Raw genomic sequence first — 13859 nt, forward strand, 5'->3', positions numbered from 1 at the left:
TTGTATTTATGAAGAAGTTTTACTTTTTGTTGTTGGGTTTGTTTTTGTTAAATGGAGTGAATGCACAGATTGTGAATATTCCGGATGCTAATTTTAAGGCGAGATTGTTGGCATCTAATTCCAATAGTGGTATTGCATTAGATTTAAATGGAGTTAATTATACAATTGATGCCAATAATAATGGAGAGATTGAAGTAAATGAAACTATAAATGTGGGCTATCTGAGTATTGGCTCTTCCAATATTTCATCCTTAGTGGGAATATCAAATTTCATTAATCTAACCTATTTACGATGCGAAGAGAATCAGATTTATTCACTGGATTTGAGCGGATTGACGAATCTCATCAACTTGGACTGTACTCATAATAATATTAATTCATTAAATATTAGTAGTTCAAATAATTTGGAAAGACTAAGATGTGACTATAATCAATTAACGCAATTAGATGTCAGCAATATGCCTAATTTGCAAGAGTTGTTTTGTTCAAGAAATTACATCACTTCTCTTAATATAAGTGGCAAACCTAATTTTTCACAATTGGATTGTAGATTTAATTTACTTACTACATTAAATTTAAGTGCTTTGCCAAGCCTGACCTATATGGAATGTAATAACAACCAACTTACGACATTAGACATAAGTGTATTACCTAATATCGGATTTGTTGAATGTGGTCAAAATCTGCTTACTTCAATAAATATCGGTTCAACCGAGCTTTATATTTTGTATTGTTATAATAATTCATTGACTGTTTTAGATTTAAGTGGTGTGGAAATTAATGATTTAATATGTGACAATAATCAGTTGTCTAGCTTGGATTTTTCATCTACGGATTTTCTGGGTACATTGAGTTGCTCAAATAATTTATTATCTGGTTTAGATTTGACCGGACAAAGATTTCTACAATATTTAGATTGTAATAGCAATCCTTTATTAACTACATTACTAATAAAAAATGGTAGTATTGAATCTGATTTTTTAGATTTTTCAGTCAATCCAAATTTGAATTATATCTGCGCAGATGAAAGTCAATTAACAGATATACAAAATTTAATTGCAACTTATGGCTATACTAATTGTCATGTAAATACCTATTGTAATTTTCATCCTGGCGGAACATATTATACAATTTCAGGGGAAAACAGAGTAGATATGAATAATAACGGCTGTGACAATTCAGACATACTTTTTCCAAATATAAATTATAATGTTACTAGCGGTACAGCCAGCGGAAATTTTATTTCTGATACATCCGGAAATTACTCTATTCCAGTTCAATCAGGAACACACACGATTACTCCAATTTTAGAAAATCCAAGTTATTTTAATGTATCACCCGCATCAGTAGTTGTTAATTTTCCTGCGCAAACAAGTCCACACACACAAAATTTTTGTGTAAGTATCAGTGCTCCGAAACCAGATTTGGAGATAGTTTTTTTGCCTTTGCAACCAGCGAGACCTGGATTTGATGCGAAGTATAAAATCATTTATAAAAATAAAGGTAATACCATTCAATCGGGAACTGTAAATCTTGCCTATAACGATGATATTTTAATTTACACAAATGGTTCTCCGTTTATTGATGGTTTAACAACAAATAATTTATCCTGGAATTTCACAAACTTACTGCCTTTAGAAACGAGAGTAATTACCTTAACATTATATGTACATTCGCCTACAGGAACGCCTCCGGTAAATGGTGGCGATATTCTAAATTATTCAACGTCTATAACGTCCGCAGCTACAGATGAAACGCCAAATGATAATACGTTTGTGTACAACCAAACTGTTGTAAATGCTTTCGATCCAAATGATAAAACGTGTTTGGAAGGCACTACTATCAGTCCTGCAAAAGTGGGCGATTATGTACATTACATGATTCGTTTTGAGAATACAGGAACATTCCCGGCTGAGAATATCGTCGTGAAAGACATGATCGACCTCGCAAAATTTGATATCAGTACTTTAGTTCCAATAAAAGGAAGCCATTCGTTTGTTACCAATATAACTGCAGGAAATAAAGTTGAATTCATCTTTGAAAATATAAATTTGCCTTTCGATGATGCCAATAACGATGGCTATGTGGCGTTCAAAATCAAAACCAAACCAACACTGGTTTTGGGTAATACGTTCAGTAATACCGCCAGCATTTATTTTGATTATAATTTCCCGATCGTGACCAATACCGCTACGACCACTATAGCTGTTTTGGCGACACAGGATTTTGTGTTTTCAAATTACTTCAGCGTGTATCCCAATCCGGTGAAAGACGTCCTGAATATTACCGCAAAAGAAACGATTGAAGTAACTTCCTTCAATATTTACAATACATTAGGTCAATTGGTTATGGTGATTCCAAATGCTCAGAATATCAGAACAGTTGATGTTTCGGGTTTAACCTACGGGAATTATTTTATCAAAATCAATTCGGATAAGGGGACTTCCAATACAAAGTTTATCAAGAATTAATTTTATGTAAAAAAAAGCCTCACAGGAATGTGGGGCATTTTTTTTTTGGACTATTTGAATTATTTATTTTATGCTATTTTCTGAACCACAATCAGTTCGTTGTGCTGTTCCACTCTGGGAATGGTCCTGCAATGGAATTCTGTGGTCTCAAAAGCCTGGATGTATTCCATATTGCGTTTGTTCCCGGATTCCTTTAAAATCATAGTGTTAAAAAGAATATAGCCATTCATTTTTAAAAGAAACCCGCTACGGTCAATGAAGAATTTTTCAAATAAAAAGGTGGGCATATTCGTGTCCTGGAAAATATCAATGATAATCAGGTCGTATTTCTCTTTGGTTTTCAGCACAAACTCAAAAGCATCATCAATCACGATACTGAGATTGGGGATTTCGTTAAGCTTAAAATAGTCGTTGGCAATTGTTATGATATCCGGATCAATCTCCACACCGGTAATTTTGCCTTTATACTGTATTTCCTCCGTCAGGGTTTTAATAACACTTCCACCGGCGACACCCAAAACCAATATGCTTTCCATATGTACGATGTTTTGGAATCCAATTGATTTCAGGCCCTTTCTCAAAATCCGCTGCAGACTTCCATAAGAGTAATTCGTGTTTTTTGAATCCAGGACCAATTCGCCATTCGCCCATGTCACTTCAAGTGTCCTGCTCAATCGGGATTTTTTCTGGTAAACAATTACAGGAATCAGATAACTCAGTAGCTTTTTGAGCATTTTACTTTTTTTTCCAAAAATAAGAGATTAATGTTACTTTTGCACAAAATTGTTGAGGATGAAGAAACTAATTTATAAATTGATTTTTTTCCGATTGATGGGATGGAAAATTACCGGTACAATTGATAATAGCATCAAGAAGTGTGTTATTATAATTGTTCCCCATACCAGCTGGCATGATTTTTATCTTGGTCTTTTTGCCAGGGGAATCACTGGCCTGCAGATCAATTGGGTCGGAAAAAAAGAATTGTTTCGTTTTCCTTTTAATATCTATTTTAAATATATGGGAGGAGCACCATTAGATCGTTCCGGAAAAATGAATAAAGTGGATGCTATCGCAGAAATATTTGCTAATAAACACGAATTTCGCCTTGCCATCGCTCCGGAAGGAACCCGTAAAAAAGTATCCGAATTGAAAACCGGATTTTATTATATTGCAATGAAAGCAAAAGTACCCATAGTTCCAGTGGCTTTTGATTACAGTAAGAAGGAAATCCGATTTGGGAATCCATTTGCACCAACCGGAAATTTGGAAGAAGACATGCAAATTTTATGCAGTTTTTTTGCAGGTGCAAGAGGGAAGGTGGCTCAAAATGGTTTTGAGTCAAAATAAATCTAACTCGGCTTATAATCCTTAAACGTTCCATTTTTATAAAAAATCACAATTTTATCGATATCACTTTGAATAGACGAGAATGCGATATTTTCGTCTGCGAACGTTTTTTTTATTTCTACGGGATTATTTGCGGAAGGAATTTCCACGCTGCTAAATAAATTTACGGGAATTTCATTTTGGATTGGAGTAGGTGGCTGTATTTTTTTTTCGGTTTCCAATGCAAATGCATTTTCATCCGTTCCTTTTGGAAAAGTTCCTTTACCATTCAAAATCCAATACAGATCCACTTCCGGAAAAACTTCCAAAATCTTTAGTATAAAATCAAGACTTGGCTTGTTTCTGCCCGAAAGGAGGTGAGACAAACTTGAACGCTGTACACCAATTTTATCCGCAAATGCGGAGGCATTAAGACTATAATAATCCAATATAACTTCCAGTCTTTTAATGAAATCTTCAGTGTTTACCATTGTAAATAATATAAATTATTTCTTAATGTTACAAATGTAAATAAAAAGATTGAGATAAACAAAATTACAGTTGTAAACTGCGTATTTCCGTAAAATACATTAATCCCACGGTTTACATAATACCAAGTAAAGCACTGATAAATAAGGCATTAATTTACAGTATTAACAAAAGTAAAAACATTAAAACTCTAACCGACAAACGGTAGTGTGACATACAGAACCTTTGTTTACATCACTAAACAATTAAGTTGGTTCTGCTGTTTACATTTGTAAATACAAAGATGTTTACTTTTGTAAAACTAAAAATAAGCTATGAATTTGAGTGTCTTATTTAATCAATATAAAGAGCAAAGCCTTTTTGGCAGATATATTACTTTATTGGAAATTGAACCTCTTATAAATCAATATGGAAAAAAAACTGCAGTACAGAATATAGGCAAATCTGTTCTTGGCAAACCTATCTATCAACTTGAACTAGGAACTGGTAAAACTAAAATTTTCATCTGGTCACAGATGCACGGAAATGAAAGTACGACTACAAAAGCGCTTTTTGATTTCCTTAATTTATTAAATAGTAACTCCGAAATAGCGAAAACCCTGTTGCGGAAGTTCACTTTTTGTTGTTTGCCAATTGTAAATCCTGACGGCGCCACCTTATACACCCGTGAAAATGCCAATAAAGTTGACTTGAATCGGGATTCTCAAACCTTGACACAACCTGAAAGTCAATTGCTGAGAGAAGTTTTTGAACGTTTTAAACCACAGTATTGTTTTAATTTGCATGATCAGCGGACTATTTTCGGACTTGAAAATAATCACAATACCGCAACTGTCTCTTTTTTGTCTCCAGCCTATAATGAGGCAAGAGAGATAAATGATGTCCGCATGAAGGCTATCAACGTAATCTCGGCGATGAATGATACTTTGCAACAGTATATTCCCCAGCACATAGGACGATTTGAAGACTCATTTAACATAAACTGTATAGGCGATACTTTTCAGTCGTTAAACACGCCGACCGTTCTTTTTGAGGCTGGTCATTTTCCAGAAGATTACCATAGAGAAGAGACCCGGAAGTACATTTTTATGGCATTAGTTGCTGGTTGTCAGTTTCTTTCAGAATCGGAAAGTGTTAGCAACAGATTGCTGGATTATTTGAATATTCCTCAAAATAAAGTGTGTTTTTATGACTTTGTTTATAAAAATGTCAAAATAAATTATGATAATACCGAAATAATTACGAATTTTGCCGCTCAATACAAAGAGGAGTTGGTTGATGGTCAGCTTTGTTTCAATGCCTATATCGTTGATATAGGGGATTTGGAAGGTTTTACGGGTCATTACGAATATGATGCTCAGAAAGCCATGTACTGGGATGGTAGGCAAAATGTTCCGCAATTGGGGCAAAAAGCTAATTTTACTTTAACGAATAATGTTAAAATAGTTAATGGATTGATAAAAATTTAAAAATTTAACTTTTTTTAAATATAAAAACCTGTTCTTTGTTCTTTGTTTTGAATAATTAGTATATAATAATTTTAAATATTTTTATGAGTAAGTTTCGTTTAGATGAAGTCGATCACCAAATTTTGGACATGTTGATTGATAATACAAGAGTTCCGTTTACAGATATTGCAAAAAAATTGTTGATTTCTGCAGGAACAGTTCACGTGAGAGTTAAGAAAATGGAAGATGCAGGGATTATCATGGGTTCTTCATTGACACTTGATTATGAAAAATTAGGGTATTCGTTCATCGCTTACGTTGGTGTTTTTTTGAATAATACTTCTCAAACCAAATTTGTTTTGGAGCGTATTAATGAGATTCCATATGTAACTGTTGCGCATATCACTACAGGAAAATTCAACATTTTCTGTAAAATAAGAGCTAAAGATACTAAACATGCTAAAGATGTTATCTTTATGATTGATGATATCGAAGGTGTTTATAGAACAGAAACGATGATTTCGCTTGATGAAAGTATCAATGATAAAAAACGTTTGATGCATACTATCTTCAAAAATATGTAATTCATTTTTGAATAAAATACAAACCTCATTTGCCTTGGTAAATGAGGTTTTTTTATTTAATTTAGGTGAATCTAACAAAAAAACACAATGAAATCAGACCAATTACCAGTTACCGAATATGCCAGTTATTATTCCAGTTACATTCAGGCGTTAGAAAATGTAGAATTGATTGAGGAATTAGAAGTTTCCGTGCACGAATTTATTCGTTTTGTACAAAATATTCCAATGGATAAATTTGATTACCGTTACTCGGAAGGCAAATGGACTATTAAGGATATAATCCAGCATCTGATTGACGCGGAGCGTATTTTCAGTTATCGTGCATTGAGAATCTCAAGAAATGACAAGACGCCGTTACCCGGTTTTGAAGAGAATGATTATGTGGAGAACACAAATGCAAATGATAGGGGTATTCAGGATTTACTGACCGAAATGGCGGTAGTGCGACAATCAACAATATCTCTTTACAAGAGTTTTACCCAAGAACAGCTACAACGAATTGGAACGGCATCTGATAAGGAAGTTTCTGTTCGTGCCATCGGATTTATTATTATTGGACATCAAAAACACCATCAGAGAATATTCCAGGAAAGATATCTTTAATTTACTTTAAAAATTCAGACCATATTTTGAGTTTGTTTTCAAAAGACATCGTATTGGCAGGACTTGTTGAAGGCATTACATAATAAGTGATGCCTTGTATCTGGCCAAATTTCCTCAAAAAATATTTGTGGCTTTCCTTTCCGTTGAAAACGATTTTTTTTATTAGTGGGAACTCCTGAAAAAGGGTGTCAAAATCATTTTCCTTGTGATTTTTGATGTGAATATCCAGACTTCCCTTGCGTTCACAGTATTCCAACACATCCCAAAGGCCGACTTTATTTTTAAGAAGGATTTTTATTTTTTCCTCAAAAAGCTTCGGAACAGTTTCGTTGCCGAATAAATTATAGATGATGGGCCAAAAATGATTTCGCTTATACGCATAATACTCCTGCCTGGCGAGTGAGGTAGCACCAGGCATGGTTCCTAAAATGAGAATTTCGGTGTCATTTTCTATTATTGGTCGAAAAGAACTAATCATTAATTTATTGGTATTTGATTTTCTTTTTCAATTATGGCCAGGCCAATCCGGATTTTATCATAAGAAACCATTTCTTCGAAATAATCAAAATAGGGTTTCAGTGCATTGGGTGAATCTAATTCAACTTTCGCTTCCTTGATTTTTATCACTTCTTCATTTGAAACAAATCCGCTTAAATCGATGTCATTTCCATCAGTGTATAATTTTGCCAAATGGGAAATAACGGTTGGAATTCCCAATTTTCTTTTGGTGGCAATATCCACTGCGTTAAGCCCGCTTTGATATAATGCCAGTGTCTCTTTATATGTGCTTGATTCTTTTTTAATCTTTGATGATTTACTCTTCTGGAAATCAATAATCGCTTTGATGAATGCGTCGCCATACTTCTCCAATTTGGCTTTCCCCACACCGTCAATCGTGATTAATTCCTCGTCACTCATCGGTCTTTGTGATTCCATTTGGCGTAAAGCCGCATCACTAAAGATGATATAGGCCGGAACGTCTTCTTCTTTTGCGATTTTAAACCGAATTTTTCTCAATATTTCAAAAAGAGAATCTGGTGATGTCTTAATTTTTTGCGTTTTGGCTTCTGATTTATCGATGCTGATTTTTTGAACGGCAGTTAATTGCACTTTTTCGCCATCAAACAACACTTTGCTAGCAAACGCGGTCAGCCTGATTTTATTTTGTTGGTGAAACGCAATTTCACAATAACCTAAATTAATCAGTTGAATTAAATACTGATTCCAATCGTACCACGAAATATCCGCACCAATACCATATGTTTTTAAATGTTGGTATTCATTTTCAAAGATATGAGCATTTTTAGAACCTCTTAAAAAATCAATAATGACAGGCAAGGGTTCTCTTTCCTGTAGACGGCTGATAGCTGATAATGCCTTTTGGGTAATGATGGTTCCATCAAAAAAGGAAGGTGGATTTTTACAGATATCACAGTTTCCGCAATTTTCGGTCACCAGTTCGCCAAAATAGGATAGGAGTATTTTTCTGCGGCAGCTCAAAGCATCTGCATATTGTTTCATGCGGTCAAGCTTTGCTAGTTGGACTTCAGAATTCAATCCTTCGGAAGCGAATTTTTGCAATTGGATTACATCACCATAGCTTTCAAATAAAATAGTTTCTGACGGCAATCCATCCCGTCCGGCACGCCCAATTTCCTGGTAATACCCCTCAATGTTTTTAGGCAGGTTATAATGGATTACCCATCGCACATTCGATTTATCGATACCCATTCCAAAAGCAATGGTTGCGCAAACTACCTGGCAATCGTCATTGATGAATTCGTCCTGGGTTTTGGATCGGGTGGTGTTGTCCAAACCCGCGTGATAGGCTTTGGCTTGGATTCCAGCCTTAAGTAATTTTCCGGCGAGTTCTTCAGTTGTTTTTCGGCTTAAGCAATAAACGATACCAGATTCGTTCGGCTTTTCTGAGACAAACTCGATGATTTGTTTTACACGGTCAAGAGCAGGACGAACCTCTAAACTTAAATTTTTTCTATCGAAAGAAGCAACGAAAACTTTGTTACAAACAAGATTTAATTGCGTACTAATGTCTTCACGTGTAGCCTTATCAGCGGTTGCAGTTAAAGCTAAGATTGGAGTGGAGGGGAAGCGGTTTTTCAGATACCCCAAGTTGGTATATGCCGGGCGAAAATCGTGTCCCCAGGCAGAAATACAATGGGCTTCATCTACAGCAATAAGACTGATGTTTAATTCACTGAAAATATTATCCAGATATGACAGACTTTCGGGAGCAATATACACCAACTTCACTGTATTCTCTTTTAGGCTTTGTATATGATTTTGCTGTTCAGCTTGTGTTTGGCTGCTGTTGATAAAGCAAGCGTTGATCCCATTTGCCTTCAAACTGTCCACCTGGTCTTTCATTAAGGCGATTAGTGGAGAAATAACAATGGTTATCCCGGGAAATAATAACGCAGGCAATTGAAAGCAAATCGATTTCCCTCCACCGGTTGGCATTATGGCGAGAGCATCCTGACCGGAAAGGATAGTATGGATTATCTCTTCCTGATTAGGCCGGAATTTTTCGAAACCAAAATTCTCTTTAAGTGTTGTATGTAAAATTTGAGTAGTCATTCGGTTTACTTGAAACTTATGAAATAAAAAAAGGAACTCCGAAAAGAGCTCCTTTAATGTATTTAAGTTAGGTTAATCTTCGTCATCTTCATCGTCTTCATCAGCAATATCGTTGGTATCCATATCATCCTCATCTTCCTCATCATCGGTCTCCGGCTTATCCACATTCAAATCGTCATCCTCCTCGTCCCCTGTGGCATCATCATCATCTTCATCAAGGTCAATTCCTTTGATACCTTCCAATGGAACGATAATATCATCATCTTCATCAAAATTGATGATTCGGTCAGATAACTTGGTGCTTATTTTTACCAGGAAAATAGTATCTTCAGTTTTTACCTCTACCGCTTCAATGGTTTCATTTTTATGATTTTTAAAACGGATAATATTTGAATCATCGTATCCGTCAGGAAATCGTTCCACTAACAGGGATAAAATCTCATTAGTCAATTTGGCGTAATCAACAATTACTCTTTTCATAAAAATTCTATTATAAATCTAATAAATAAGCAAAAATTAAAGGTGCTACAATTGTGGCATCCGACTCGATGATAAACTTAGGTGTATGGATATCCAATTTTCCCCAAGTGATTTTTTCATTTGGAACAGCTCCGGAATATGACCCGTAACTGGTCGTAGAATCAGAAATCTGGCAGAAATAGCTCCAAAAAGGGACATCATGCATTTCCATATCCTGATACAACATTGGTACAACACAAATTGGAAAATCTCCTGCAATTCCACCACCAATTTGGAAGAAACCTACGCCATTACTACTGTTTTTTGAATACCAGTCCGCTAGAAACGTCATGTATTCAATTCCAGATTTCATTGTGAAAGCTTTTAATTCTCCTTTGATAACATAGGATGCAAATATATTTCCCATTGTACTATCTTCCCAACCCGGAACGATAATAGGAAGGTTTTTTTCGGCAGCGGCATACATCCAGCTGTCTTTCAAATCAATTTCATAATATTCCTCAAGAACTCCTGATAATAACATTTTATACATGAATTCATGCGGTAAGTAACGTTCCCCTTTATTATCGGCATCTTTCCAAATTTCGTAAATATGTTTTTGCAAACGACGGAAAGCCTCATGCTCAGGAATACAGGTATCAGTTACTCGGTTAAGTCCTCTTTCCAATAAATCCCATTCTTCTTGTGGAGTTAAATCCCGATAATTTGGAACTCTTTCATAATGAGAGTGAGCCACTAGATTCATAATATCTTCTTCAAGATTGGCACCTGTACAAGAAATAATCTGAACTTTATCCTGACGGATCATTTCCGCGAAAATTTTTCCAATTTCGGCAGTACTCATTGCTCCAGCCATGGTTACCATCATTTTTGCTCCATTGGCTAACTGTTGTTCATAACCTTTTGCGGCATCAACTAAAGCTGCAGCATTGAAGTGCAGATAATGCTTTTCAATAAACTGACTGATTGGTCCTTTACTCATTGTTGTGTATTTGTTTTTATTCTTGATTTAAAAGTATAAAGTTAAAGTTACGATTGAAAATATAATTTCCTACATCGAAAACTAAAAACTTTGAAATTATTTTTTATTGTAGCCCAATATTTTTAAAACTTCTTCTGATGTCTGGTGATCAGAAAAAACTTCGGTGCCTAATATTCCGTTTTCATCCCTGTCAATCAGAATATGCTGTGGCTGTGGAATCAGGCAGTGATGCAATCCTCCGTAACCGCCAATGGTTTCCTGATAGGCCCCTGTATTAAAGAAACCGATGTATAAAGGTTTTTCTTTGTTGTATTTAGGCAAATAAATGGCATTCATATTTTGCTCTGAATTGTAATAATCATCACTGTCACAAGTCATTCCGCCTAGTAATACCCGTTCGTATTGATCGTTCCAGCGGTTGATAGCCAGCATGATAAAACGCTTATTGATTGCCCACGTATCGGGTAAGGTAGTGATGAAAGATGAGTCAATCATGTTCCATTTTTCCCTGTCATTTTGTTGTTTCTGATACAAGACCTGGTAAATAGCACCTCCACTTTCTCCAACTGTGAAAGAACCGAATTCGGTAAATATATTTGGAACATCCACTTCAGCTTCCTCACAGGCAATCTTAATCTGATTGATGATTTCGTCAATCATATATTGGTAGTCGTATTCAAAAGCCAGGGAATTTTTGATAGGGAATCCACCACCAATATTCAGGCCGTCTAACGAAGGACACTCTTTTTTCAGGGCAATATATACTTTAATACATTTAACCAATTCGTTCCAATAATAAGCATTATCATTGATACCAGTATTGATAAAAAAGTGCAGCATTTTCAGTTCCAGATTTTTATTTTCCTGAATTTGCTTTTTATAAAAGTTGACGATGTTTTTATATCCAATTCCTAAACGGGACGTATAAAATTCGAATTTTGGTTCTTCCTCAGCGGCAATCCGGATTCCAATTTTAAATTTCCCTTTAATCTGTGCCTGAAGCAAATCCAATTCTTCATAATTATCAATAATCGGAATAGTGTTTTTATGACCGTTGTTGATAATTCTTGCAATGTTTTCAATGTATTGGTCTCTTTTGAAACCATTACAGATTACATAGGTGCTTTTGTTTATTTTTCCCGATTCCAATAAATTTTCAACAATATTAATGTCAAAAGCGGAAGAGGTTTCTATGTGTATGTTATTTTTAAATGCCTCATTCATGATATATTCAAAATGAGAACTTTTGGTGCAATAGCAGTAATAATATTTCCCTTCGTATTTATTTTTCTCCATTGCATGACGGAACCACCCTTTGGCTCTGTTGATGTTTTTGGAAATTTGTGGTAAATACGTAAATTTAAGAGGCGTTCCGTATTGTTCAACCAATTTCATCAAATCAATATTGTGAAATTGTAAGTTGTCTTTGTTCAGTGTGAACTCCTCTTGAGGGAAATAGTAAGTTTGATTTATTAAGTCGAAATATTTTGTATTCATTTATTTGTCAGGAATTTAGATTAAAAGTAATTGAAAAAATTAAATTAATCTAATTTTCAAACCCGAATATTTGCATAAATTATTTGAAGTTTCTCCCTATAAATGATGGAGTATTGAAAAACATCAAAATTGAGGAACCCCGTAAAGGCAGAAAAACTGCTCCATAATTCCGTTAGGAGATGGCTGTTTGTGCTTCCGCAGAGGGAAAGTTGGCTTGTATTTTGGTGTTTATTCATTAAGGCAAATGTAAAAAATAATATATCCGACTTGCAACCCTTTTCAGTAAAAAAATGTTAAGATTTATAATCTTCAAAGGCTATTTTAATCAGTTCATTTTCAACTTCTTGATTTATTTTTATGCTTCCAATCCCATCTATAAGGGCAAATTGAATATTTCCGTACTCATTTTTTTTGTCATGAATCAGTAAATCAAGGATAGGAATAAGGTCGTTTTCCTCAAACGGAATTTTCTCAAAAATGGAATTGATCGTTTCTTTAATCTGTAGGTATTCTTCTGCCGAGAGCAATTTTTTCTGCCATGAAATATAGCTTTCCAAAACCATACCCGCGGCAATCGCCTCGCCATGTAATAAGGTTGTTTTGTTTTCGTGTTCCAAAAAGTAACTTTCAATGGCATGTCCCAACGTGTGCCCGAAATTCAGCGCTTTCCGAATTCCATTTTCAGTGGGATCCTGCATCACTATATTGTTTTTGATTACCACCGAATCATGTATCAGTATGTCAAAATCGGCAAAATCAAGCTTGCTTAAATCCAAAAATTGCTCCCAATACTTCTTATCGAATATCAATCCATGTTTCAGCATTTCCGCCAGTCCCGAACGCATTTCATTTTGCGGAAGCGTTTCCAGATATTGGGTATCTATCAAAACCATCGCCGGAACATTAATGACTCCAACCTGGTTTTTGAGATTGCCCAAATCAACTCCGTTTTTTCCTCCAACGGAAGCGTCGACCATTGCTAACAGGGTAGTGGGAACATGAACGAAATCAATTCCTCTTTTGAATGTCGAAGCCACAAAACCACCTAAATCTGTAACGACACCGCCGCCTAAATTGATAATCAGGCTTTTCCGGTCGCCGCCCAATTCGGTTAATACATTCCAAATCTGCACACAGGTTTCAATATTCTTAAAGCTTTCGCCGGCATCAAATTCAATGATTTCAATGGCAATCTCAGTTTCCAAAAAAGGAAGAAACCTTGACAGGCAATATTCATTAGTATTGCTGTCGACAATAACAAATAGCTTGGAATATTTATTTTCGGTCAAATGACTGTTGAGAGCTTCGTAACCATTTTCGTTAAAATAAATAGGATAACCGTTGGCCTTAATGGACTGCATCATTTTTTAATTGTGTTTTGATA

The 13859-nt window shown here is 35.2% G+C and carries 13 protein-coding genes; 5 read left to right on the plus strand and 8 right to left on the minus strand.

Going from position 1 to position 13859, the window contains the following annotated elements:
* Nucleotides 1–8 precede the first annotated feature (8 nt).
* The gene (locus FNW07_RS06590; protein ID WP_144265621.1) at nt 9–2471 is read left to right on the plus strand and encodes a T9SS type A sorting domain-containing protein; all 2463 of its coding nucleotides are present in this window, start codon (nt 9–11) and stop codon (nt 2469–2471) included.
* A gap of 68 nt (nt 2472–2539) precedes the next feature.
* Here the strand turns inward: FNW07_RS06590 and FNW07_RS06595 are convergent, their stop codons facing one another.
* Nucleotides 2540–3205: a spermidine synthase gene (locus tag FNW07_RS06595; RefSeq protein WP_126745262.1), complete on the minus strand. Its 666-nt coding sequence runs from the start codon at nt 3203–3205 to the stop codon at nt 2540–2542.
* Nucleotides 3206–3263: 58 nt separating this feature from the next.
* Here FNW07_RS06595 and FNW07_RS06600 point away from each other — a divergent pair, with 58 nt between their 5' ends.
* Nucleotides 3264–3818, plus strand: coding sequence for a 1-acyl-sn-glycerol-3-phosphate acyltransferase (locus FNW07_RS06600; RefSeq protein ID WP_126745261.1), 555 nt, complete (start codon nt 3264–3266; stop codon nt 3816–3818).
* A 2-nt stretch (nt 3819–3820) separates the two neighbouring features.
* Here the strand turns inward: FNW07_RS06600 and FNW07_RS06605 are convergent, their stop codons facing one another.
* The gene (locus FNW07_RS06605) at nt 3821–4288 is read right to left on the minus strand and encodes a helix-turn-helix transcriptional regulator (RefSeq protein WP_126745260.1); all 468 of its coding nucleotides are present in this window, start codon (nt 4286–4288) and stop codon (nt 3821–3823) included.
* A 312-nt stretch (nt 4289–4600) separates the two neighbouring features.
* Between FNW07_RS06605 and FNW07_RS06610 the strand changes: the two genes are divergently transcribed.
* The 3 genes from FNW07_RS06610 (at nt 4601) to FNW07_RS06620 (ending at nt 6921) form a co-directional block, all read left to right on the plus strand.
* Nucleotides 4601–5755, plus strand: a complete 1155-nt coding sequence (locus tag FNW07_RS06610) for a M14 metallopeptidase family protein (RefSeq protein ID WP_126745259.1) — start codon at nt 4601–4603, stop codon at nt 5753–5755.
* An 83-nt stretch (nt 5756–5838) separates the two neighbouring features.
* Nucleotides 5839–6318 carry an Lrp/AsnC family transcriptional regulator gene (locus tag FNW07_RS06615; RefSeq protein WP_126745258.1) on the plus strand — a complete coding sequence of 160 codons (480 nt, stop codon included), beginning with the start codon at nt 5839–5841 and terminating at the stop codon, nt 6316–6318.
* An 87-nt stretch (nt 6319–6405) separates the two neighbouring features.
* Entirely contained in the window at nt 6406–6921 is a 516-nt protein-coding gene (locus tag FNW07_RS06620; RefSeq protein ID WP_126745257.1) for a DinB family protein, read from the plus strand.
* A gap of 1 nt (nt 6922) precedes the next feature.
* Here the strand turns inward: FNW07_RS06620 and FNW07_RS06625 are convergent, their stop codons facing one another.
* The 6 genes from FNW07_RS06625 to aroB form a co-directional block, all read right to left on the minus strand.
* Entirely contained in the window at nt 6923–7399 is a 477-nt protein-coding gene (locus FNW07_RS06625) for a DNA-deoxyinosine glycosylase (protein WP_126745256.1), read from the minus strand.
* On the minus strand, nt 7399–9516 hold the full coding sequence (gene recQ, locus FNW07_RS06630) for a DNA helicase RecQ (protein WP_126745255.1): 2118 nt from the start codon (nt 9514–9516) through the stop codon (nt 7399–7401). Before recQ ends, FNW07_RS06625 begins: the two co-directional genes overlap by 1 nt.
* A gap of 72 nt (nt 9517–9588) precedes the next feature.
* On the minus strand, nt 9589–9996 hold the full coding sequence (locus FNW07_RS13775) for a DNA primase (protein WP_158626885.1): 408 nt from the start codon (nt 9994–9996) through the stop codon (nt 9589–9591).
* Between the two features lie 10 nt (nt 9997–10006).
* Entirely contained in the window at nt 10007–10978 is a 972-nt protein-coding gene (locus FNW07_RS06640) for a deoxyhypusine synthase family protein (protein ID WP_126745254.1), read from the minus strand.
* A 96-nt stretch (nt 10979–11074) separates the two neighbouring features.
* Nucleotides 11075–12475 (minus strand): arginine decarboxylase, encoded by a 1401-nt coding sequence (locus FNW07_RS06645; RefSeq protein ID WP_126745253.1) that lies wholly within the window; start codon nt 12473–12475, stop codon nt 11075–11077.
* A gap of 293 nt (nt 12476–12768) precedes the next feature.
* Entirely contained in the window at nt 12769–13836 is a 1068-nt protein-coding gene (aroB, locus tag FNW07_RS06650; RefSeq protein WP_126745263.1) for a 3-dehydroquinate synthase, read from the minus strand.
* Nucleotides 13837–13859: the final 23 nt, after the last annotated feature.

The sequence above is a fragment of the Flavobacterium sp. GT3R68 genome (genome assembly GCF_007109225.1).
Lineage (GTDB): Bacteria > Bacteroidota > Bacteroidia > Flavobacteriales > Flavobacteriaceae > Flavobacterium.